The 22206-nt window shown below is 68.7% G+C and carries 24 protein-coding genes; 17 read left to right on the top strand and 7 right to left on the bottom strand.

The genetic code is table 11. The annotated features are described in order from the left end of the window. Positions 1 to 135: 135 nt before the first annotated feature. Complete coding sequence (hemN, locus tag BM172_RS00515) at positions 136 to 1536, bottom strand: oxygen-independent coproporphyrinogen III oxidase (protein ID WP_026634162.1); 1401 nt, start codon at positions 1534 to 1536, stop codon at positions 136 to 138. 295 nt (positions 1537 to 1831) lie between these two features. On the opposite strand from hemN, the gene ccoN reads away from it, so the two are divergent. Genes ccoN through BM172_RS00475 form a run of 8 tightly spaced genes read left to right on the top strand, consistent with a single transcriptional unit; the run spans position 1832 to position 8823 of the window. Then, on the top strand, positions 1832 to 3274 hold the full coding sequence (gene ccoN, locus BM172_RS00510) for a cytochrome-c oxidase, cbb3-type subunit I (RefSeq protein WP_035322778.1): 1443 nt from the start codon (positions 1832 to 1834) through the stop codon (positions 3272 to 3274). After that, positions 3271 to 3957, top strand: a complete 687-nt coding sequence (ccoO, locus tag BM172_RS00505) for a cytochrome-c oxidase, cbb3-type subunit II (protein WP_035322776.1) — start codon at positions 3271 to 3273, stop codon at positions 3955 to 3957. Before ccoN ends, ccoO begins: the two co-directional genes overlap by 4 nt. Next, on the top strand, positions 3954 to 4133 hold the full coding sequence (locus BM172_RS00500) for a cbb3-type cytochrome oxidase subunit 3 (RefSeq protein WP_026634161.1): 180 nt from the start codon (positions 3954 to 3956) through the stop codon (positions 4131 to 4133). The genes ccoO and BM172_RS00500 overlap by 4 nt, the downstream gene beginning before the upstream one ends. After that, a complete protein-coding gene (gene ccoP, locus BM172_RS00495; RefSeq protein ID WP_026634160.1) occupies positions 4130 to 5047 on the top strand; it encodes a cytochrome-c oxidase, cbb3-type subunit III in 918 nt (305 codons plus the stop codon). The genes BM172_RS00500 and ccoP overlap by 4 nt, the downstream gene beginning before the upstream one ends. Then, the gene (locus BM172_RS00490) at positions 5044 to 5529 is read left to right on the top strand and encodes a FixH family protein (protein WP_035322773.1); all 486 of its coding nucleotides are present in this window, start codon (positions 5044 to 5046) and stop codon (positions 5527 to 5529) included. Before ccoP ends, BM172_RS00490 begins: the two co-directional genes overlap by 4 nt. Then, the gene (locus BM172_RS00485) at positions 5526 to 7934 is read left to right on the top strand and encodes a heavy metal translocating P-type ATPase (protein WP_177218760.1); all 2409 of its coding nucleotides are present in this window, start codon (positions 5526 to 5528) and stop codon (positions 7932 to 7934) included. Before BM172_RS00490 ends, BM172_RS00485 begins: the two co-directional genes overlap by 4 nt. Then, positions 7931 to 8107: a cbb3-type cytochrome oxidase assembly protein CcoS gene (gene ccoS / locus BM172_RS00480; protein WP_026634158.1), complete on the top strand. Its 177-nt coding sequence runs from the start codon at positions 7931 to 7933 to the stop codon at positions 8105 to 8107. The genes BM172_RS00485 and ccoS overlap by 4 nt, the downstream gene beginning before the upstream one ends. Further along, complete coding sequence (locus tag BM172_RS00475) at positions 8104 to 8823, top strand: sulfite exporter TauE/SafE family protein (protein WP_026634157.1); 720 nt, start codon at positions 8104 to 8106, stop codon at positions 8821 to 8823. Before ccoS ends, BM172_RS00475 begins: the two co-directional genes overlap by 4 nt. A gap of 117 nt (positions 8824 to 8940) precedes the next feature. Here BM172_RS00475 and BM172_RS00470 read toward each other — a convergent pair whose 3' ends face one another. Next, on the bottom strand, positions 8941 to 9657 hold the full coding sequence (locus tag BM172_RS00470) for a CBS domain-containing protein (protein WP_026634156.1): 717 nt from the start codon (positions 9655 to 9657) through the stop codon (positions 8941 to 8943). A 95-nt stretch (positions 9658 to 9752) separates the two neighbouring features. Between BM172_RS00470 and BM172_RS00465 the strand changes: the two genes are divergently transcribed. Further along, the gene (locus BM172_RS00465) at positions 9753 to 10067 is read left to right on the top strand and encodes a dodecin family protein (protein ID WP_428844749.1); all 315 of its coding nucleotides are present in this window, start codon (positions 9753 to 9755) and stop codon (positions 10065 to 10067) included. A 202-nt stretch (positions 10068 to 10269) separates the two neighbouring features. Here BM172_RS00465 and BM172_RS21940 read toward each other — a convergent pair whose 3' ends face one another. Beyond that, positions 10270 to 10521, bottom strand: a complete 252-nt coding sequence (locus BM172_RS21940; RefSeq protein ID WP_143096403.1) for a hypothetical protein — start codon at positions 10519 to 10521, stop codon at positions 10270 to 10272. A 52-nt stretch (positions 10522 to 10573) separates the two neighbouring features. Here BM172_RS21940 and BM172_RS22375 point away from each other — a divergent pair, with 52 nt between their 5' ends. The 3 genes from BM172_RS22375 to BM172_RS00455 are packed head-to-tail and all read left to right on the top strand — an operon-like array spanning position 10574 to position 12635. Next, positions 10574 to 10723, top strand: a complete 150-nt coding sequence (locus BM172_RS22375) for a hypothetical protein (RefSeq protein ID WP_155964689.1) — start codon at positions 10574 to 10576, stop codon at positions 10721 to 10723. A gap of 16 nt (positions 10724 to 10739) precedes the next feature. After that, a complete protein-coding gene (locus tag BM172_RS00460; protein WP_026634154.1) occupies positions 10740 to 11177 on the top strand; it encodes a universal stress protein in 438 nt (145 codons plus the stop codon). 54 nt (positions 11178 to 11231) lie between these two features. Next, entirely contained in the window at positions 11232 to 12635 is a 1404-nt protein-coding gene (locus BM172_RS00455) for an MBL fold metallo-hydrolase (protein WP_231504147.1), read from the top strand. A gap of 24 nt (positions 12636 to 12659) precedes the next feature. On the opposite strand, the gene BM172_RS00450 is transcribed toward BM172_RS00455, so the two are convergent. Next, the gene (locus BM172_RS00450) at positions 12660 to 13547 is read right to left on the bottom strand and encodes a universal stress protein (protein WP_081805074.1); all 888 of its coding nucleotides are present in this window, start codon (positions 13545 to 13547) and stop codon (positions 12660 to 12662) included. Between the two features lie 12 nt (positions 13548 to 13559). Further along, the gene (locus tag BM172_RS00445) at positions 13560 to 14132 is read right to left on the bottom strand and encodes a GNAT family N-acetyltransferase (protein WP_026634151.1); all 573 of its coding nucleotides are present in this window, start codon (positions 14130 to 14132) and stop codon (positions 13560 to 13562) included. Positions 14133 to 14397: 265 nt separating this feature from the next. Between BM172_RS00445 and BM172_RS00440 the strand changes: the two genes are divergently transcribed. Continuing rightward, positions 14398 to 14829: a universal stress protein gene (locus BM172_RS00440; protein WP_026634150.1), complete on the top strand. Its 432-nt coding sequence runs from the start codon at positions 14398 to 14400 to the stop codon at positions 14827 to 14829. Continuing rightward, positions 14826 to 16073: an MgtC/SapB family protein gene (locus tag BM172_RS00435; RefSeq protein WP_026634149.1), complete on the top strand. Its 1248-nt coding sequence runs from the start codon at positions 14826 to 14828 to the stop codon at positions 16071 to 16073. Before BM172_RS00440 ends, BM172_RS00435 begins: the two co-directional genes overlap by 4 nt. 4 nt (positions 16074 to 16077) lie before the next feature. On the opposite strand, the gene BM172_RS00430 is transcribed toward BM172_RS00435, so the two are convergent. Continuing rightward, positions 16078 to 17367, bottom strand: a complete 1290-nt coding sequence (locus tag BM172_RS00430; RefSeq protein WP_231504146.1) for an Nramp family divalent metal transporter — start codon at positions 17365 to 17367, stop codon at positions 16078 to 16080. A gap of 122 nt (positions 17368 to 17489) precedes the next feature. Here BM172_RS00430 and BM172_RS00425 point away from each other — a divergent pair, with 122 nt between their 5' ends. Both BM172_RS00425 and BM172_RS00420 read left to right on the top strand, forming a co-directional pair. Then, the gene (locus BM172_RS00425; RefSeq protein ID WP_051548423.1) at positions 17490 to 18242 is read left to right on the top strand and encodes a response regulator transcription factor; all 753 of its coding nucleotides are present in this window, start codon (positions 17490 to 17492) and stop codon (positions 18240 to 18242) included. After that, positions 18239 to 20245, top strand: a complete 2007-nt coding sequence (locus BM172_RS00420) for a PAS domain S-box protein (protein WP_051548422.1) — start codon at positions 18239 to 18241, stop codon at positions 20243 to 20245. The genes BM172_RS00425 and BM172_RS00420 overlap by 4 nt, the downstream gene beginning before the upstream one ends. 10 nt (positions 20246 to 20255) lie before the next feature. Here BM172_RS00420 and BM172_RS00415 read toward each other — a convergent pair whose 3' ends face one another. After that, the gene (locus tag BM172_RS00415; protein WP_051548421.1) at positions 20256 to 20957 is read right to left on the bottom strand and encodes a Crp/Fnr family transcriptional regulator; all 702 of its coding nucleotides are present in this window, start codon (positions 20955 to 20957) and stop codon (positions 20256 to 20258) included. Between the two features lie 193 nt (positions 20958 to 21150). Between BM172_RS00415 and BM172_RS00410 the strand changes: the two genes are divergently transcribed. Then, complete coding sequence (locus BM172_RS00410) at positions 21151 to 22176, top strand: hypothetical protein (RefSeq protein WP_081805072.1); 1026 nt, start codon at positions 21151 to 21153, stop codon at positions 22174 to 22176. Positions 22177 to 22206 lie beyond the last annotated feature (30 nt).

Below are 22206 nucleotides of genomic sequence, written 5' to 3'. Positions count from 1 at the left end.
GGCCAATCGCCTGTTTCCTTCATGATGGCGACCGCCCGTGGCATCAGTGATTGCGCTCGATACGAATCGGGCTGAGCGTAATGTGGCCAGGCGTCCTTCTCATTGATGTGTATCAAGCGCTGGCGTGCCGCCGGCTCAGATGGTGCGCGAATAGCGTTGCGCGGGTTGCGCTCCACCGAGGTAGGCGTCGAAGCACATGGCGATGATGCGCGAGAGCATGCGCCCGCGCGGCGTCACCCGGATCTGGTGTGGATCCATGCGCACCAGCCCGTCTTGTTCCATCGCTGCCAGCCGCTCCAGCACCTCGGCGAAATAGACATCGAACAGCAGACGGTGCCGCTCGCCGAAGGCCGCTTTGTCCAGCCACCCGTGGCACATCAGCTGGTTGATCGCTTCACGGCGGATCAGGTCGTCCTCGCCCAGCGCGATACCGCGCGCCACCGGCAGGCGTCCGCCGTCCAGCGCGGCGTAATAGCCGACCAGGTCGCGCGCATTCTGGCTGTAGCTGTCGCCGACCCGGCTGATCGCGCTCACCCCCAGGCCGACGATGTCGCAGCCGCCGTGGGTGGAATAGCCCTGGAAGTTGCGTTGCAGGCTGCCGGCCTGCTGCACCCGTGCCAGTTCGTCGTTGGCGCGGGCGAAGTGGTCCATGCCGATATAGATGTAGCCGGCGGCGGTGAGCATTTCCAGCGCGGTGCGCAGCAGTCCCAGCCGGGTTGCCGGGTCGGGCAGATCCGTCGCCTTGATCTGGTTCTGCGCCTTGAACAAGGCGGGCAGATGCGCATAGCCGTACACGGCCACGCGATCCGGATCCAGCTCGATGACCTGCTGCAGCGTGCGGCGGAAACCATCGATGCTCTGCCGTGGCAAGCCGTAGATCAGATCCACGCTGGCCGATCCGAAACCCGCATCGCGCGCCGCCTCGATCACCTTGCGCGTCTGCGCCTCGCTCTGCACGCGGTTCACCGCCTGCTGCACCTGCGGATCGAAATCCTGGATGCCGACCGAGACGCGGTTGAAGCCGAGCCTGCCGAGCGCGCGCACGTAGCCGGCGTCGGCGAAGCGCGGGTCCAGTTCGATGCCGTACTCGCGCTCGTCGCCGCGCAGGAAGCTGAAATGCCGCGCCAGCGAATCCATCAGTTCCGCCATGCGGCGGATGTCCAGGAAATTGGGCGTGCCGCCGCCGAAGTGCAGCTGCCGCACCGGCCGGTCGCGGTCGAACAGCGGGGCGACCAGCGAGGCCTCGCGATAGAGCTGTTCCAGGTAACGGTCGGCCTTGGCCATATCGCGAGTGATCACGCGATTGCAGCCGCAGTAGAAACAGGGACTGAAACAGAACGGCACGTGCACATACAGCGACAGCGGCCGCGGGATCGGATCCTCATTGGATGCCTTGGCCGCCAGGCGCAGCTGCGCCTCGCCGAAGCCGCCGTGGAACTGCAGCGCCGTCGGATAGCTCGTATAGCGCGGCCCGGTGCCGTCGTAACGGGAGATCAGGTCCGCATCGAATTCAAGGGTGTCGAGGATCGGGCTCATGGCGGCGAGAGTGGGCAATGCCCGGGGTATCCGTCTTGACCTGGGTCAGTGGAAGTGCGCATTCCGAACCCGACCGCCATAGCCGACGATCGCGCAGGAGGTCATTGCCCGACCTGGCTCGCATCGGGTTGCGGACAGGCGTGACCGATTCCGGCCTGCACCGGATGACGGCAGCGGCATAACGCCGCACACCCTCGCGCGCCATGGCAATCCGCCCACCTCGATTGACCTCGGTCAATAAGCCCAACGCGCCCCCTCCCTACCCTGCGCGCCAACATCACGCAGGCCTCACGCCATGGGCACCTCCCCGCCAGAACTACACACTTATAACGACAAAGTCGTTCGCCAGTTCCTGGCCGCCGCCATCTTCTGGGGCATCGTCGGCATGGCCGTCGGCCTGCTCGCCGCCGCTCAGCTGGCCTGGCCCGCGCTCAACTTCGACATTCCCTGGCTGACCTACAGCCGCATCCGCCCGCTGCACACCAATGGGGTGATCTTCGCTTTCGGTGGCAGCGCGCTGATGGCCTCCTGCTACTACGTGGTGCAGCGTACCTGCCATGCCCGCCTGTTCTCCGACAGGGTCGCCAGCTTCACTTTCTGGGGCTGGCAGGCCGTGCTGGTGTCGGCGGTGATCACCCTGCCGCTGGGCATCACTCAGAGCAAGGAATACGCGGAGCTGGAATGGCCGATCGACCTGCTCATCGCGGTGGTGTGGGTGGCCTTCGGCTGGAACTTTTTCGGCACCCTGGCGCGCCGACGCATCCGCCACATCTACGTGGCGAACTGGTACTTCGGCGCCTTCATCATCGCGGTGGGCCTGCTGCACATCGTCAACAACATCGCCATTCCGGTGTCGGCGACCAAGTCGTACATCGTGTACTCCGGCGCGGTCGATGCGATGGTGCAGTGGTGGTACGGCCATAACGCGGTGGCGTTCTTCCTCACCGCCGGCTTCCTGGCCATGATGTACTACTTCGTGCCGCGCCAGGCCGACCGCCCGCTGTGGAGCTACCGCTTCTCCATCGTCAACTTCTGGGCGCTGATCTCCATGTACATGTGGGCGGGCTCGCACCACCTGCTGTACACGGCGCTGCCGGATTGGGTGCAGTCGGTGGGCATGATCTTCTCGCTGGTCCTGCTGATGCCCAGCTGGGGCTCGGCTGCCAACGGCCTGATGACCTACAACGGCGCCTGGCACAAGCTCAGCACCGATCCGGTCACCAGGTTCATGGTGATGGCGCTGGTGTTCTACGCCGCCGCCACCTTTGAAGGCTCGATGATGGCGATCAAGAGCGTCAACGCGCTCTCGCACTACACCGACTGGACTATTGCCCACGTGCACTCCGGCGCGCTGGGTTGGGTGGCGATGATCACCATCGGCTCGCTGTACTCGATGGCGCCGAGCGTACTGGGTCGCCCTTCCATGCATTCGGTGCGCGCCATCAACGTGCATTTCTGGATGCATGCGGGCGGCACCATCATGTACGTGTTCGGCATGTGGACCGCCGGCGTCACCGAAGGCGTGATGTGGCGCGCCACCTTGCCCAGCGGTTCGCTCGCCTACAGCTTCATGGACAGCCTGCGCGCGATCCATCCGATGTACGTGATCCGCGCCATGGGTGGCGCCATGATCGTCAGCGGCATGGGCGTGATGGCCTGGAACATGTGGCGCACCTGGGCGCCGGCCCGCGCGTACGGCGTCGAACCCGTGGCCATTCCGCAGGGAGCCTCCGCATGAGCGCCGCTCCCGGGACCGGCTTCCGCCGCTATCGCTACTTCGAGTTCATCGAAACCCATGCCGGCCTGCTCGGCGTACTGATCGCCATCGCGGTCTCCTTCGGCGGCCTGGCCGAAATCATTCCGCTGTTTTTCCAGGCCCATGTGATCAAGCCCTCGCCCGGAGTGGAGCCACGCGACCCGCTGCGCCTGGCCGGCTTCGACGTGTATGTGCGCGAGGGCTGCTACGGCTGCCATTCGCAGATGATCCGCACGCTGCGCGCCGAGACCGAGCGCTACGGCCACTACTCGGATGCCGGCGAATCGGTGTACGACCACCCGCACCAGTGGGGCAGCAAGCGCACCGGCCCCGACCTGGCCCGCGTCGGCGGCAAGTACAGCGACGACTGGCAGCGCCGGCATCTGATGAATCCGCGCGACGTACCCGGCGGCAAGGACTCCAACATGCCCGGCTACCCCTGGTTGGCTGCGCGCCCGCTCGATGCGGCCGACGTGCAGGCGCGCATGAAGGTGCTGCGCCAGCTCGGCACGCCATACCGCGACGCCGATATCGCCGCCGCGCCCGCGACGCTGCAGGGCAAGACCGAACTGGACGCCCTGGTCGCCTACCTGCAAGGCCTGGGCACCGCCCTGCCCGCCGCCGGCGTGCACGACGCCGCCACTCCCGCGGAGAACGCCCCATGAGCAGCAGCTGGATCGGACATCTGTACGGCATCAGCATCCTGGTGCTGATGGGCCTGTTCCTCGGCATCTGGGCCTGGGCCTGGAGCCGCCACAACAAGAAGACCTTCGACGCCGCCGCGCGCCTGCCGCTGGAGCACGACCGCCTGTCGCGGCAGTGCGAGGAGCACACCCGATGAGCCTGTTCTGGAGCATCTACGTCGGCGTGCTGATCGCCGGCAATCTCGGCCTGGCGACCTTCCTGTACTTCTACGGCACGCGGGTGAAGATCCCGATCGAGGGCGACGGCACCACCGGCCACAGCTGGGATAACGGCAAGCTGCGCGAATCGGTGCGCAAGCTGCCACGCTGGTGGGCGCTGATGTCGCTGGCCTCGCTGGTGGCGGCGATCGGTTACCTGGTGCTGTTCCCCGGCTTCGGCAACTTCAAGGGCGTGCTCGGCTGGACCTCGGCGCAGGAAGTCCGGCAGGCACGCGAGGAGAACGCAAACAAACTCGATGCCCTGTTCGCGCGCTATCGCCTGTATTCGGTGGATCGCCTGTCGGAAGACGACGTAGCCCTGCAGTACGGCCATCGCCTGTTCCAGGACAACTGCGCGGCCTGCCATGGCGCCATGGCCGAGGGCGGCTACGGCTTCCCCGCGCTCACCGTGAACGGCGACGACGGCGACTTCGTGATGGCCACCGCGCTCAATGGCCGCAATGGCGTGATGCCGCCCTGGGGCGCCGTGCTCGGCGAACAGGGCGTGAGCGAAGTCGCCAACTACGTGCTCAGCCTCTCCGGTTCGCCGCATGATGCGGCGCGTGCACAGGCCGGCGCGGCACGCTTCAAGGAGACCTGCGTGGCCTGCCACGGCGCCGACGGCAAGGGCAGCAAGGCGGTGGGCGCGCCGGACCTGACCGACCGCAGCTGGATCTACGGCGGCGACCTGGCCAGCGTCACGCAGAGCATCCGCCATGGCCGCAACGGCATCATGCCGGCCTGGAAGAACCGCCTGGGCGAAGACCAGGTGCGCATGATCGCCGCCTGGCTGCGCCATCACACGCTGCGCGAGCGCCCGCCGCAGGCCGCGCCGGTGGCGGCGGCGCCATGAGCGCCGCTGCGCGCGCCTTCCGCTGGTACCGCGAGCCCGTGGCCTGGCTGGGCGCCGCGGTGCTGGCCACGGCGATCGGCGGTTGCATCTCGCTGATCCGCACGGCATCGCGCCATGTCGACGCCGAGCTGCCCGAGCCGGTGGCGCATCGCGCGCGCATGCAGGTATCGGCGCAGCGCCTGTCCGCCACCTTGCCGTCGCATGCGCGGCTGGCGCGCGACGGCGGCCGGCTGGTGGTGCAGGCGCAAGCCGCGCACCAGGCCCCTGCCTCGCTGCAGCTGCTGTTCTGGACCACGCGCGCCGAGCACGATGTCATGCTGCAGTTGCAGCGCCAATCCGACGGCAGCTATGCCGCGCCGCTGCCGCCCTTGCCGCCGCAGGACATGCATGTGCGCATCGATACGCCGCAGCGCGACGACGCGCTGGTCGGCGAATGGCCGCTCGGCGCCACCTTGGCCGAACTGCGCGAGCCGCGGCGATGAGCGCCTGCTTCCACTGTCACGAGCCACTGCCACACGAACCGGTCCTCGCCCGCATCGGCGGCGAACCCTGCGCGTTCTGCTGCATCGGCTGCCGCGCTGCCGCCGAATGGATCGAGCAGCTGGGCCTGGGCGACTACTACCGCTTGCGCAGCGCCCCCGCGCGCAAGGCGGAGCAAAGCACGGAAGCCAGTGCCACCTGGTCGTGCCCGGAGCTGGACCGCCACGTCGTGCGCCCTCTCGATGGTGCACGCAGCGAAGTCTGTCTGCTGATCGAAGGCGTGCGCTGCGCCGCCTGTGTGTGGCTGATCGAGCGCAGCCTGGGCACCCTGCCCGGCGTCGCCCAAGTGCAGGTCAATGCCGCCGCCGCGCGCTGCCGCGTGGTGTGGGATCCGGCGCGCACGCCGCTGCCGGCACTGCTCGACAATCTCGCCCGCACAGGCTACCGCGCCCTGCCGCTGGACGCGCGCGCGCTGGACGATGCGCGCCGCCGCGAAACCCGCGACGCGCTCAAGCGCCTGGCGGTGGCCGGCTTCGGTTCCATGCAGGCGATGATGTACGGCGTGGCGCTGTATGTCGGCGCCTTCCAGGACATGGACGCCAGCACGCGCGAACTGCTGCGCTGGATCGGCTTCCTGCTCGCCACGCCGGTGGTGCTGTACGCAGCGCGGCCGTTCTTCGCCGGCGCGCTGCGCAACCTGCGCGCGCGGCGGCTGGGCATGGACGTACCGGTGGCGCTGGCGGTCAGCCTGATCTATGCCGCCAGCCTGGCCGAGGCGCTGCGCGGCGGCGCCGAGGTGTACTTCGATTCGGTCAGCATGTTCGTGTTCTTCCTGTTGCTGGGCCGGTTCCTGGAGATGCGCGCGCGGCATCGCTCGGGCGACCTGGTCGATGCGCTGGCGCGGCTCACGCCGATGTTCGCCGACCGTTGCCGCGCGGATGGCGCGTTCGAGCGCATCGGCGCCGCAGAGCTGCGCGTGGGCGACGTGGTGCATGTGGCCGAAGGCGGCGGCGTGCCGGCCGATGGCGTGTTGCTCGATCGCGCCTGCCATGTCGATGAGGCCCTGCTTACCGGCGAAGCCGAACCGGTGGCGCGGCACCCCGGCGACTCGCTGATCGCCGGCAGCGTGCTGCAGGACGGTCCGGTGCGCCTGCGCGTGGAACGCGTAGGCGCCGACACCGCGCTGGCCGGCATCGTCGCGCTGGTGCATCGCGCGCAGGCCGAACGCCCGCGCCTGGCCCTGGCCGGCGAACGTGCCGCCGCGCGCTTCGTGGCTCGCGTGCTGGCGTTGACCGCGCTGACCGCGCTGGGCTGGAGCCTGCTCGATCCTTCGCGTGTACTCACCGCCACGCTGGCCGTGCTGGTGGTGTCCTGCCCTTGCGCCTTCGCGCTGGCGGTGCCGGCGGCGATGACGCGTGCGCTCGCCGTGCTGGCGCATCGCGGCGTGCTGGTCGCGCATGCCGACGCAGTGGAAAAGCTGGCCGAAGCCGATCACGTGGTCTTCGACAAGACCGGCACGCTGACCTCGCCGCACGTCCAGCAAGTGGGTGGCGATGCAGCGGCGCTGCCGCTGGCGGCTGCGTTGGCACGCGCCAGCAGTCATCCGCTGGCGCGTGCCATCGTCGATATCGCCGCCGGGGAGGATGCGCTGCCCGCGGCAACCGACGTGGCCGCCCATCCAGGCATGGGTGTGGAAGGCACTGTCACCGGCCGCCGGCTGCGCCTGGGCCGCGCCGACTTCGCCTTGCGCGGCACGCTCGACGCCCATGCGCTGGCAGACGCCGTGGTGCTGGCCGATCGCCATGGCGTGCTCGCCACCTTCCACCCGCGCGAACGCCTGCGCGATGGGGCTGCTGCCTGCGTGCACGCGCTGCAAGCCCAGGGCTTGGCTGTAGAAGTGCTCAGCGGGGACGCCGCGCACCGCGTCGGCGCCATCGCGCAGGCGATCGGCGCCGGCCAATGGCATGCGCGCCAGACGCCGGCGGACAAGCTGGCGCGCCTGCGCGAATTGCGCGCGGAAGGCGCGCGGGTGATCGCCGTCGGCGACGGCATCAATGACGCCCCCGTGCTGGCCGGCGCCGACATCGCCGTGGCGATGGGCAACGGCACCCCGCTGGCGCAGGTCAGCAGCGACATCGTGCTTACCGGCGGTCGGCTGCAGGCGTTGCCCGAAGCGCGCCGGCTGGCGCAGCAGACGCTGCGCATCCTGGGCCAGAACCACCGCTGGTCGCTTTGCTACAACCTGTGCGTGGTGCCGCCGGCCGCGCTCGGCCTGATGCCGCCGTGGCTGGCCGCGATCGGCATGTCGGCCAGTTCGCTGCTGGTGGTGCTCAATGCGTTGCGCATCGGCCGCGCCGAGTCGATGCCGCCGGCCGAGGCCGCCGCGCTGCGTGAGGTCCATGCATGACCACCATGCTGATCCTGATCCCGCTCACCTTCCTGCTGTTGCTGGTGGCTGGCGCGGCGTTCTTCTGGGCGGTGAATCACGAGCAGTTCGACGATCTGGACAGCGCTGGCCTACTGCCATTGACCGACCATGCGCCGGAGCGCCCCGAACCGCCGGAGGAGCCGCCGCCATGAGCGCCGGCCTGGGCGTGCTTGCGGCGCTGTGGCTGGGATTGGCCGCTTCGGGGCATTGCGTGCTGATGTGCGGCGGGATTTCCGGTGCGCTCGCGCTGGGCACGCGGCGTGGCGCGGATGGGCGGCCCTTGTTGCGGCTGCTGGCGGCGTATCAGTTGGGCCGCATCGGCGGTTATGCGCTTGCCGGGCTTTTGTTCGGTTCGATCGGCGCGGGTTTGTTCGAGTTGTTCGACCACGATGGCCTGCGTATCGCCTTGCGCGTGATTGCGGCGGGTGCGTTCGCGCTGGCGGCGGTTGCGCTGCTCGGCGGGCGCGGCTGGCTGGAACGGATGGTGGGTGCGCGGCTGTGGCGGCGACTGGCGCCCAGGGCGCGTGCGCTGTTCCCGGTGAACACGGCGGCGCGTGCGCTTGGCGTCGGCATGCTGTGGGGTTGGATGCCGTGCGGTTTCGTCTACACGGTGCTGTTGCTTGCGTTGGCGAGTTTCGATCCGTGGCGCAGCGCAGCCGCCATGGTGGCGTTCGGGTCGGGGACGTTGCCGGCGATGCTGACGGTGGGAATGGGTGGCGGGACGTTGTCGCGGTGGTTCGGGCGGGCGGGATTTCGGCGGGCGGGGGCTGCGTTGTTGGCGGCAATGTCGGTGGCGACGCTGGTCGGTCCGTTGGTTGCGCGGTGGGGCATGCCGGTTCTTGGGAAGTGGTTGGCGTTCGATTGCTAGCACCCTGGGGGCGTGGCGGGACGCGTCTTGAGTAATCCTGTGGTGCCCGAACAAGGGCGGCTGATCTGCGTGCTGGACCGTCCGCTACATTGACCTCTTCCAGCGCCGCCGGCTCACTTACATCCCGGGCTCGTGAACCACCATCCCGGTCATGGGCTCGATCGTCGTAACCTGGTCATCGACGCGCACTACGCCGGCCATGTTCGCGGCCAGCACAAGCAAGGCACAGCGGACGTCATCGTTGACGATCACCCCGCGCAGTGTGACTACGCCATCATGCACATCGGCATGTACCGTGCCGCGCGGCGCCCATGGCCTGGCGTCGAACTCGGCACGCAGCCGACGAGCGATCGCCGCATCCGAGAGATCGTCGGGCGTGGCATCCGGAAGCGCACGCACGAAAGCGCGCAGCAGGTCGGCACGGCTGAGGATGCCGACGAGCAACTGGTTGCGTAGCACGGGAAGCCGCTTGATTGCGTGCCTCTCCATAAGCCCAATGGCCTCCGCCAAGGGCGCCCCGGCATCCACCGTGATCACATCGCGCGTCATCACATCACCGACGTGGCGCGCATGGGAGGCAATGAACTCGCGCGCCTGCCGGCCTGGCCCAAGCACGAAATCCAACCAGGCCGGATGGGTGCGTCCAGTTTCAGTCTCGATCTCGGCCCGGTGCATCAGGTCGCCTTCGGTGAGCACGCCGACCACGGCGCCGTGCGCATCCATGACCGGGAGGCCGCTGATGTGTTCGCGCAGCATGGTGCGCATGGCATCGATCAGCGGCATATCCGGCGTGGCCGCGATGACGTTGGTGGACATGGCGTGGCGGACTTTCATGGCGGATCTCCGGCTCTCGGGCGCTGGCGCGGAGTCGCCCGCATCGGCCACTCCGTCGCGCAACATGCTCCGCCCGCCCGGCTGGATGCCCATTGATGCAGGTCAACAAGCCACGAGCGTGGCCTGCCTACATTGTCCGCGAGCTGCCGGGACGGCATGCAGTCGCCGCGGCGGCAGTCACCCACGCGCCCGAGGGACAAGCCATGAATGAAGTCGCCAAGATCATCGAGATCAGCGCCGCCTCTCCTCAGAGCCTGGAGGACGCGGTGCAGTCAGGCCTGCGCAAAGTCGCCGTCACCATCGACAAGATCCAGGGCGCCTGGGTCAGCGACATCAAGGTGCGCACCACCCCGGGCGGCGACATCACCGAATGGCGCGCCTGCCTGCGCGTGAGCTTTATCGTGGATTGAACTGACCCATATCCACCGGAGCCACGCCATGCGCGACATCGGGGGCCGGCGATCGAAGAAGACGAGGTGGCGCGGCGCTGTTGCATGCCGCCGGCGAGGCCGGTGCGGGTCTGCTGGTGATGGGGCTTATGGCCACGCCCGCTTCCGCGAATGGGTGCCTGGCGGCGTGAGGCGCTGCGTGCTCGCGCATGCCGGGCTGCCGCTATGGCTTCGGCACTGATGTCGGCGCGACGCACGGCGTCGCTGCTGTCGGTCTCGCCGGGGCGTTCGAAGGAGTGCCGCCCTTCTCTTCGGGGCGGCTGGCATCGGCCTTGGACAACTCCGCGTCCATGTCCGGTGCGATCGCCGGCTCGTTCCAGCGCGGATGCGGTCCTGGGCCGCGGTACTCGGCGTCGGCCGTCGGGTCGATATGGGCGATGCCTCGGAACGGATTCCAGCGGGTCATGCGGGTCATGGCGGCTTGCCTCCTGGACGAAGCTTCGCGGCGATGTACGCGGCATGCCTTGATGCAGGTCAACAGCCGCCGCGATGCCGCGCAGGCGATCGGTTGCCTTGATCCTGGTCAATGGGCGGTACGAGCTTGCGACGCATGCTTTTCCCGCACCCATGGCACCGCCAGCAAGCTGGCGACCGACGGCGGCTACCGCTGCCGCTGAGCAGGAGGAATCACTCATGTTCAAGCACATTCTTTTGCCGACCGACGGCTCCGACATATCCCTGCGCGGCGTGCAGCTCGGCATCGAGCTGGCCCGTTCGTGCGGGGCCCGTATATATGCCCTGCACGTTATCCCTCCCTTCCATACCTTCACCTATGTGGCGGAGATGCTGGCGGCGACCGAGGCCACTTATATGGAAGGCGCCGTCGAGCGCGCCGAGCATTACGTCGCCGACGTGCGCGACCTGGCGGCGAAGGCTGGCGTGGCCTCCGACGGCGGACACGTGGTCAGCGACGTGCCCAGCGACTGGATCGTGCATGAGGCGCAGCGCCATCAATGCGATCTGATCGTGATGGCCTCGCATGGCTGGAGCGGCATCACCAAGCTGCTGCTGGGCAGCGAAACGCAGCGGGTGCTGCAGACCAGTCCGGTGCCGGTGCTGGTCTGCCGTTGAAGCGCGGTTCGCGCCCGCGGTGGCCACGGTGACATAGAGGGAGAGCGCACAGGCATGAACGCAAGCATGGTCTACAGCGCCCACGGCGCCGCCAGGCAAGTGACCGGCTCGTGCCACCTGGTGAGCTGCGGCGAGCGGCGTATCCTGATCGACTGCGGGATGTTCCAGGGCGGCAGCGAGCACCGCGACCTGAATTATCAGCCGTTCGGCTTCGAGCCGGAGGACATCGACGTCCTGCTGCTCACCCACGCGCACCTGGATCATTGCGGGCGCATTCCGCGCCTGGTGCGGCAGGGTTTCCGCGGCAGGATCCTGTCCACGGCAGCCACCCGCGACCTGGCGCGCATCGTGCTGCTTGATGCCGCCGGCCTGCAGGAAGAGGACGCCGCCCGCGCCGAACGCAGCGGGCGCCGCCGTGGCGAGCACGTCAGGGAGCCGCTGTTTACCATTGACGCTGCGCTGCACTGCCTGGACTACTTCGACCCGCCGGCGGCCTATGGGCAGACCGTGCCGGTGGCGCCCGGCATCACCGCATGCTTCCTCGATGCCGGCCATATTCTCGGCTCCGCCTCGATCCTGCTCACGCTGGAGGACCAGGGGCGCAGCCGCACCATGCTGTTCTCGGGCGACTTGGGCAATCCCGGGCGCCCGATCCTGCGCGACCCCACGCCGGCGCCCCCGGCCGACTACGTGGTGATGGAAACGACCTACGGCAATCGCCCGCATCGTGCCCTGCCCGACTCGGTCGACGAGCTGTATCGCGCCATCCGCGAAACCTTCGAGCGTGGCGGCAACGTGGTGATCCCGACGTTCGCGCTCGAACGCGCACAGGAAATTCTCTATTACCTGCATCTGGGCGCGGCCGAGGGCAAGCTGCCCGCGCGCATGCCGGTGTTTCTGGACTCGCCCATGGCGATCTCGGCGACGGAGATTTTCCGGCGCCATCAGGAATGCTTCGACCAACCCTTCCTTGCGCTGTTGCGCGACTGCGACCCCTTTGCCATGCCCGGCCTGCACTTCACTCGCGACGTCGAGCAATCGATGGCGATCAACCGCATCGAAAGCGGCGCGGTGATCCTCGCCGGATCGGGCATGTGCACCGGCGGGCGCGTCCGCCATCACCTCAAGCACAACCTGTGGCGCGAGCGCTGCAGCATTGTCTTTGTCGGCTATGCCGCCGAGGGCACCCTGGCGCGGCGCATCGTCGATGGCGCCGGGTCGGTGCGTCTGTTCGGCGAGGAGATCCAGGTGCGCGCGCAGGTCTGGACGATCAACGGCTTTTCGGCGCACGCGGACCAGGCGGCGCTGCTGGATTGGCTGGGCCGCTCGCCGCGGCGCGAGGTCTTCCTGGTACATGGCGAATACGAGCGCGGCATGGCCGCGATGGGCGAAGCGCTGCAGCAGCGCGATATCGCCAGCCGGATTCCCGACATGCACGAGCCCATCGTGCTGGATTGAAAGTCGTGCGGGACAGACGCCGGCTCAGTGCTGCATCAACACCGGCAAAGTCGCCTGCCCCAGCACCCGCCGGGTCGCGCCGCCCAGGATGCGCTCGCGCAGCCGCGACCGCCCATAGGCGCCCATCACCAGCAGGTCGGCATTCATGCGCTTGGCCTCGTGCAACAGCGCGTCGCCGGCTTCGTGGGCGGTGGCGTGGATGCGCCGCCGCGTGGCGGCAATGCCGTGCCGCGCCAGATGCTCCAGCGGATGGAAGTTCGGCATGATCGTGCCTTCGTCCTCCAGCACTGCGGCTGCGCCGTCCAGCAGCACCACCTCGCGGGACATCGCCAGGAACGGTAGCGCGGCATGCATGGCGCGCACGGCCTCCAGGCTGCCGTTCCAGGCCAGCAGCACGCGCTCGAACGCCAGCTCCTTGTCCCAGCGCGGCGGCAGCACGAAACAAGGCTTGCGGCAGCCGAGCAAGGCTTCGCCGAGCAGCTCGAAACCGCCATCGTCGTTGCCGGTATCGCGCTCCAGCACGATCAGGTCATGCCAGGCGCCCAGCTGGTGCATCGAGCGCGCCAGTCCGGTCTGCGCGCAGATCCAGGTCGCCCCTTCCACGCCGCAGCGGCGCGCCAGCGTCGCGAAGGCCTCGGCCTCGCCTTGCGTGTCGCGCGGCAGTTCCAGCAGCAGCGACAGCACGCTGGGCTCGGCATCCAGCCCACGCAGGGTGCGCAGCGCGGGATCGATAAAGCAACCGGTGACGTGGCTGTCCCAGGGCTTGGCCAGAGCGAATGCCGCCATGACGGCGGGACTCCAGGGGCCGGACGAAGTGACCAGGGCAAGGATCTCGGCGGGAAAATGGCGGCTCTCGCCGCGCGTGCCGGCCGCGTGGCGCGGTTCGTCGGAGCGGCGCAGGCGCAGGCTCATGGACGGCTCCGGTCACAGGTCCAGGGTGTGCACGACGCGGGCGGGATCGTCCGGCGACAGCTCACGCCGGAAGCCCAGGAAATCGGCGAGGTGGTGCATGTTCTGGTTCGAGGCCTCGTCGATCGAGAACATGCGCTTGAAGCCATTGCCGCGCGCCACATCGATCAGGTGCCGCATCAGCAGCACGCCCAGGCCCTTGTTCTGCCAATCGTCGGCCACGGTCACCGCGCATTCGCATTGCCGCTCCTCGCTGGTGGCGGCGTAGCGGCTCACGCCGATCTCGCGCAGCTTGCCGTCTTCATGCAACAGCGCCACGAAGGCGACCTGGCGCGGAAAGTCGACCTGCATCAGCTGATCCACCAGCGCCGGGCTGGCCTGGCGGAAATCGCCCAGGAAGCGGTAGCGGCGCGCCGTGGGCGACAGGCGGCGGATGAAATCCTCTTCGCGCTCCCGGTCCTCGGCGCGCAGCGGCCGGATCAGCACCGGCCTGCCGTCACGGAGATGCTCGATCCAGTGGGTGCCGGTGAGCAGGTGCGGGAAGTTTTCGAAAGAGCCCTTGGCGGGCTGCGGTGCGCTGGTGGTCATGACTGGCTCCTGGCCGAGTGATGGCGTCGCCCTGGGCAGAGCGGATGCGCTCGAGTCCTGTGTATGCCGCCTTTGCCCATGGCGATTTGACGTCGGTCAACTGCGGCGCGCTTTCAGTGCGCGAGCAGCGGGCCGCGCCCCGCCCGGTTGACAAAGGTCAAGCTGGCGCTCCGCCAGCCATTCGCTTGACCGGCGTCAACAAGCGTCCGGCATGGGCACTGCAAGCTGGATCCATGCGCGGGCCGCCGCTCGCGGGAGCATCCCCATGTACAAACACATCCTGCTCGCCACCGATGGTTCGCCGGCCGCGCGCCGCGCGGAAGATGCCGGCATCGAACTGGCTGCCCGGCTGGGCGCGCATCTGCACGTGCTGCGTGTACTGGAACCGGAGCCGGCGGTAAGCCTGGTGGCCGACGTGATCCAGGGCGAGGTGCCCGCCTTGCGTGCACTGCTGCACGCCAACGAGCACCTGGCCAAGGTACAGGCGGCGGCTGCCGCAGCCGGCATTTCGTGCACGACCGAGCACGTGTTCGACAACCGGCCTTATGCCGCCATCGCCGGCGCGGCCGGCAAGCATCGCTGCGATCTGATCGTGATGGGCGCGCACGCCGGCGGCGGACTCGGCGAGCTGCTGCAGGGCGATGCCACGCGCAAGGTCATTCTCAACTGCGATGTGTCGGTGCTGGTCTGCCGGTGAATGGCGGCGGCTTCCCCGACCTTGCCGGCCTGGCCATGGCGCTGGGCATCGGGCTGCTGATCGGGCTGCAGCGCGAGCGTGCCAAGGGGCGGGTGGAGAGCCCCGGGGGCGAGCCGGGCTTGCGCACCTGCCTGCTGCTGGCGCTGGTCGGTGCCATGGCCGATCTGCTGGGCACGCCGGCCATCCTGGCCGCGGGACTGGGAGTGGCCGCGTTGCTCGCCATGAGCCGTTGGCAGCGCCGGGCCGAGGGCGCGGGGCCATCCGCCGAGGTCGCCATGCTGGCCACCTTCCTGCTTGGCATGCTCGCGCTGCATGAGCGTGCGCTGGCCGGCGCGCTGGGGGTCATCGTGGCCGTGACCCTGGCGGGCAAGGCCAGGCTGCATGCCATGGCCAGGCACTGGCTTTCCGAGCGCGAACTTCACGATCTGCTGATCCTGGCCACGGCGGTGTTCGTGGTGCTGCCACTGCTGCCCGATCGCGCAGTCGATCCCTGGCAGGTGCTCAACTTGCGCAAGTTGTGGCAGTTGGCGGTGTCGATCATGACGATCGCCTCGCTGGGCTATATCGCGCTGCGCGTGTTCGGTTCGCGCCTGGGGCTGGGCCTGGCCGGCCTGGCCGGCGGCTTCGTCTCCAGCACCGCCACCATCGCCGGCATGGGCGAGCGGGCGCGCTCGTCTCCGCCGCTGGCGCCGGCGGCCGCCAGCGCGGGGCTGATGTCGAACGTCGGCACCATCGCGCAATTGGCGGTGGTGCTGGGCACGATCTCGCCGCCGCTGTTGCGCCTGCTGGCCGTGCCGCTGGCTGCCGCCGGCGCGGTGGCCGTGCTGGCCGCCCTGCTATCGAGCCGCCATCTGCTGGCCGACCGCGAGCAGGTGCGGGCGCTGGCAGGCACGCGCCCGTTCGAGCCGCTGGCGGCGATCCGCTTCGTCGTCCTGCTCGCCGGCGTGATGACAGTGGCCGCGATGGCACGCGAATGGCTGGGGCCAGGCAGTACGGCCGGCGTGATGGCGCTCTCCGGCTTGATTGATGTTCATGCGGCCGCAGCGTCGGCGGCACAGCTCGATGCCGTGGGACGCATCGGGCGCCAGGACGCGGTGCTCGGCATCCTGGCCGCGCTGGCGGCCAACTCCACGTTGAAATGCGCGATGGCGTTCCTCAAGGGCACGCCGGCCTACGCCTGGCGCGTGACGCCGGGCACGCTCGCCATGGCGCTCGCTTTCGGCTTGGCCGTGCTGGCCGACTGAAGCCTCAGAACAGCATCGCCGCGACCACCGCCGCCATCGCCAACGTGGCGAGCCAGCCCAGCCAGCGCAGCGCGCCGGTAACGCGAAAAGCGCCCATGGCCGCTTCCCGCGTGGCGACCAGCATGATTCCCGTCATCAGCGGCACCGAGATCACGCCGTTGACCACGGCCGCCCAGAACAGCATGCGGATCGGATCGATCCGCGACACGCTCAACAACGCGCCCAGCACGGTCGAGCCGGCGATGATCAGATAGAACACGCGCGCATCGCCGGGCTTGTTGCCCAGCCCGGCCTTGACGTCGAACGCTTCGGCCACGGCGTAGGCTGCCGAGCCGGCCAGTACCGGCACCGCCAGCAGGCCAGTGCCGACGATGCCGATGGCGAACAGCGTTGCCGCGAAAGGACCCGCCAGCGGCTGCAGCGCGCTGGCCGCGTCGGCCGCGGTCTCGATCCGCGTGACGCCATGCGCATGCAGCACCGCGGCGGCGGTGAGCGTGATGAAGAATGCCACCACGCCCGCATAGATCATGCCCACGTCGGTATCGAAGCGGATGCGTGCAAAGGCCTCGCCGGCCTGCTCGGGCGCCGCGGTCAGCGGCGACTGCGCCGCGTCGACCTCCTCCTCTTCCGCTTCTTCGGAGGCCTGCCAGAAGAACAGGTACGGGCTGATCGTGGTGCCGAACACCGCCACCACCGTCACCATGTAGTCGTGCCAGGGCAGATCGTGCGGTATGAGCGAACGCCACATCTCGCGCCACGGCACGTCGATCACGCACACCGTCGCCACATAGGCGAACAGGCTCAGGGTCATGACTTTCAGCAGCGGCGCATAGCGCGGGAACGGAATCGCCACTTCCAGCAACAGCGACAACGAGGCGAAGGCCAGCGCGTACAGCACCGGCGGACCGCCCAGCAGCAGGCGCATCGCCGCTCCCATCGCGCCGATGTCCGCGGCCAGGTTGACGACGTTCGCCACCAGCAGCAACGACACCAGCAACAGCAGCGCGGGCCGTGGAAAATGCCGGCGCATATTGGCCGCCAGGCCGCGCCCGGTGACCCGGCCCACGTGCGCACTCACGGTCTGGATGCCGATCATCAGCGGCAGCGTGAATAGCATGGTCCACAGCGTGGCATAGCCGAACTGCGCGCCCGCCTGCGAATAGGTGGCGATACCGCTGGGGTCATCGTCGGCCGCGCCGGCGATCAGGCCAGCGCCGAGGCGGCGCAGCCAGTGCCGCCTGGCTGGAGGGGCCGGAGCGTTTGCATCCATGGGGGTGGCGGTATCGATGGGCATGACGGCGATCTAGGCGTAACGGCGGATCGGGCATATTGATGCCGATCAAGCCGGCGCGGATGTAATCTCTTGCAGGTCACGAGCCCATCCGTTTGGGGGCTACCCTCCTTTTTGGGACTTTCATGCATACCGGCCAGGATCCATCCACGGAATCGCCGTCCGTCCGCCTGCTGGTCGTCGAGGACGACAGCGAGATTGCCGCGCTGGTCAGTCGTTATCTGTCCGGCCAGGGTTTCCAGGTCCGGCTCGCCGCCAACGGCGCCATGCTTCGCCAGGCCCTGGCCGAGGGCCCGGTCGACCTGATCCTGCTGGATCTTGGCCTGCCCGGCGAAGACGGCTTCGCCCTGACCCGCTATCTGCACGAGCACTGGCGCGGGCCGGTGATCATCGTCTCCGGCCGCGGCGAGTCGGTGGACCGCGTGGTGGGCCTGGAACTGGGCGCCGACGACTACATCACCAAGCCGTTCGATCTGCGCGAACTGCTGGCGCGCGTGCGCAGTGTGTTGCGCCGTTCGGCGGCAAAAGCCGCGAATGAACCGCCGCCGGCACCGGCTTCCGGCGTGCTGGAATTCGCCGGCTACCGGCTCGATCCGGCCGCCCGCGCACTGTCAGGCGCCGACGGCAGGGACATCCCGCTGACCACGGGCGAGTACGATTTGCTGTGCCTGTTCCTGGACCACCCCAACCGGGTGCTGTCGCGCAACGACATCATGAGCCGCATCCACGGCCGCGACAGCGGTCCGTTCGATCGCGCGATCGACGTGCAGCTGAGCCGCCTGCGCCGCAAGATCGATACCGCCACCGACCGGCCGCCGCTGTTCAAGGCCGTGCGCGGCGCCGGCTACATGTTCACCGGCCAGGTGCGCCGCCCGTGACCCTGTTCAAGGCGCTGTTCGATACGGCCCCGGACGCGATGGTCGTGGTCGGCCACGATGGCGTGATCGTGCTGGCCAACCCACAGGCCGATCGTCTGTTCGGCTACGGCGAAGGCGAGCTGCAGGGGCTGCCGGTCGAGGTCCTGCTGCCCGAGCAGGTGCGCCAGATGCATACGCAGCACCGCGCCCGCTACATGTCCACGCCGCGCGTGCGGCCGATGGGCGCCGGCTATGAATTGACCGGCGTGCGCCGCAACGGCCAACCCTTCCCGGTGGAGATCGGCCTGAGTCCGGTCCAGGACGGCGAGCGCACGCTGTTCGCCGCCTCCATCCGCGACATCTCCGAAACGCAGCGCGCGCGGCAGGCGCTGGCGCGCGCTCGCTACGACGCCTTCCTGGCGCAGGCCAGCCGGCTGCTGCTGGAATCGCCGAACCTGGACGTGGCGGTAGACAGCATCGCCGCCCTGGTAGCGTCTGCACTGCACACCGAGGCGGCCCTGATTCTGTTTCGCGATACGCAGGATTCTGACCTGCACGTGCGCGCCGCCATCGGCTTGCCCGACCAGCTGTTGCGCAGCCTGGCCCGGCGCCTTTCCCGCGGCCCATGGATGAGCGCAGTCTCGCGCGGCGAAGACGGCGCCGCCGTGCTGTCGCGTTCCGCCGAAGGCGCCGCCGCTCTGCTCAAGGGTACCGACTTCCGCGATGCCGCCATCGTTCCATTGCCGGACCGCCATGGCCCGATGGGGCTGCTGGTGGTGCCCGCGCGCGAAGCGGACAGCTTCGGCCACGATCTGCTGCACTTCCTGCAATCGGTGGCCAATATGCTGGCCGCGGCGGTACAGCGCAGCCGCAGCGAGGAGCAGCTGTCGCATGCGCAGCGCCTGGATGCGATCGGCCAGCTCACCGGCGGCATCGCGCATGACTTCAACAATATGCTGACGGTGATCTCCGGCAATCTGCAGCTGCTGGGCATGTCGCTGCCGCCGGACTCGCCGGAAGGCGAGATCGTCGATAGCGCGACGCGTGCCGCCGACCGCTGTGCCACGCTGACCGCCAAGCTGCTGTCCTTCGCCAGCCGCCGCCGCCTCATGCCGCGCGCGGTACGTCCCGCACAGGCGCTGAACGACCTGCGTGAAATGCTCGCGCGCACGCTCGGCGAGCGCATTCGCGTAACGACGGAGTGCCCCCGCAACGTACCGCAGATCCATGTGGATCCGGCCGAATTCGATACCGCCCTGGTCAATCTCGCGGTCAATGCGCGAGACGCCATGCCGCGCGGCGGCCAGCTGACGCTGTCGGTGAGCGTGGAGCATATCGAGGGCGCCCATGCGTCACCGAAGCTGCCGGCTGGCACCTATGTGGTCTTCCGCGTCGCGGACACCGGCATGGGCATGACGCCCGAGGTCCAAGCCCGTGCCTTGGAGCCCTTCTTCACGACCAAGGAGCTTGGCAAGGGCAGCGGCCTCGGCCTGAGCATGGTGTATGGCTTCGTCAAGCAATCGGGAGGTTATCTGAGCGTCGATAGCCAGCTCGGTTATGGCACGCGCATCAGCCTGTACTTCCCGGCCCTGGAAAACGTCGCCTCGCATGAACCTGCCGCGATGAAAGCCCCGGTGCGCCACGGGCAGGAAACCATTCTGGTGGTCGAGGACGAACCGGAAGTGCGCGCCATCGCCCTCGCCTTCCTGCGCTCGCTCGGCTACGCCACCCGCGAGGCCGACAGCGCCGCGGCGGCGCTCGCCCAGCTCGAAAACCATCCGGACATCGACCTGCTGTTCTCCGATGTCGTGCTGGGCAACGGCCTGACCGGCGCGGAACTGGTCAAGGCCGCGCGCGGCCTGCGCCCCGGCTTGCCGGTGCTGCTGACGTCCGGCTATGAGCGCGGCTCGCTGGACGCGGACGACCTCTCAGCCCAGGGCGTGGAACTGCTGCGCAAGCCGTATCGCATCGAACAGCTGTCGGCCTCCCTGCGCCATGCCTTGGCCGCATACAAAGAGCGATAAACGCCGCCGCTCAGCTGGCGCAGCCGGCCGCCATCCGCCGCAGTCCCGCGTCGTCCAGTACCCGCACTTCGCGGCGTTCCACCGCGATCAGCCGCAGGTCGTCCAGGCGGGTCATCGCACGGCTCACCGTTTCATGCTTCAGCGCCAGGAAGTTGGCCATGTCGGTGCGGCGCATGCGCAGGATGAAGTGGCGCGCGCTGTAGCCCAGGCGGGCGTAACGCGCGGCCACGTCGACCAGGAAGCTGGCCACGCGCTGCTCGGCGTTGAGCGTGCCGACATTGAGCATCCAGGCGTGATCCTGGCGGATCTGCTCGGCCAGCGCGGCCGTCAGCTTGGCCTGCAGCTCGGGCAGCTCGCGGCAGGCGGTGAGCATCGCCGGATACGGCAGCTCCCACACTTCGCCCTGCTCCAGCGCCACTGCGCTGCAGGCATGCTGGCGCAGGCCGATCGACTCGATGCCCAGCAGATCGCCGCGCATGCGGAAGCCGGTGACCTGGTCGCGGCCGTCGTCGGCCAGCTCCACTGTCTTGAGGCAGCCCGAATGCACAAAGTACAGCGCCTGGAAAGGCTGGCCGGCATGGTAGAGATACTGGTCGGCGGTGAGCTTGTGGCGGATGACCTGCACGTATCGGCGCAGCAGGTCGAAGTCCAGGTCGGCGAATGCCGCGGCATGCGCCGTGCGCGTATCGGTGGCTTCAGCTTGCATGTTCATGGCATTCCCCATCGAGTGCGCGGTCCCTTCCGCGCCACCCAAGCTAGCGCCGCATCGTCACCAGGCGATGGCGGCACGGCAACGGTTTGTAACCGTGTGTAACGCCGGGAGCGGCGCGCGTGGCGATTGACCTGCCTCAAGGCCGCGCCGCCACGGCCGTGCATGCTGGCCATCACTCAGCCGGCCACCGGATATGCAGCGCTCTCCTTTTCTCGATATGGTCGCCGTCGAAGCCTGGGACGCCTGGTTCCGCTGGCGCGACCAAGGCCTGATCCGCGACCTGTCGATCGGCGACACCTGGTTTCGCGTCACCCGTTCGCTCTCGTCGGCCGAACCGCCGGCGACCCGCTCCGCCTGGGAGCGGCAACTGTTCGACGCCTGTGCCGATTGGCGCCTGCTGCTGGACGAACGCATCCTCGCCGATGCGGGCACGTCACGGCTGGGCTGGCCGCATGACGGGCTCGGGGCCGTGCTCAATCCCGCAGTCTTTGTCAGGTCGCCGTTCACCGCGGAGGCCAGCTTCAGGTACGAAGCGTTCGAGGCGACGGCCGAGCTGGCGGTGCGCGCATTGGACAATGCCAGCCTGCTGGTCGGCCAGGGGCGGCCCGGCATCCATCTGCGCGTAGGCATCATCGGCCTGGCCGATGCCCTGCTGCAGTTGGGGCAGGCCTACGACAGCGAGCAAGGCCGCCGGATAGCACAGAACATCGCCGGCAGCCTGGCGCGCGGCTGCCTGCGCGAAAGTCTTCGCCTGGCGCACGAGCGCGGCGCAGGGCTCGCGCTGGCGGAGGCGCCGCAGCAGCGTCGTCGGCTGGATCAACTGTCTGCTGCGCTTCCCGTGCATGCGGGAAGCGCAGGGCTGCGCCATGCCTGCCTCACCGCCATCGAGCCGCAGCCGCGCCTGGCCTTGCTCGCCAACAACGTCGCCGATGCCGTGGATCCCCTGCTGGCGCGCGGCGAGGTGCAGACCATTCTCGACGGCGATACGGTTCGCACGATCTGCTCGCCCGGCTATGCGCTTACCGTCGCCGGACGCCTGCATGCCCGGCATGCCGCGCATCGCCTGGGCACCGAATTGGCCGGCATGTCGCGCTCGGCGCAATACGCCTTGCGCAACGCCATGCAAGGCTGGATCGATGAACCTATTCGCTACGCGTGGGCCGATCCTGCGACGGACGAGACGATCAAGGCCGTCGCCATGCATGCCGGCAGTGCCTGATCGGCATGCATGCCGTCCACTTCAGGTCGG

The sequence above is a fragment of the Dyella marensis genome (genome assembly GCF_900112865.1).
In the GTDB taxonomy this organism is placed as follows: domain Bacteria; phylum Pseudomonadota; class Gammaproteobacteria; order Xanthomonadales; family Rhodanobacteraceae; genus Dyella_D; species Dyella_D marensis_A.
Note: the sequence above shows the minus strand (reverse complement) of the source record. Positions and strands in the feature narration are given on the sequence as shown.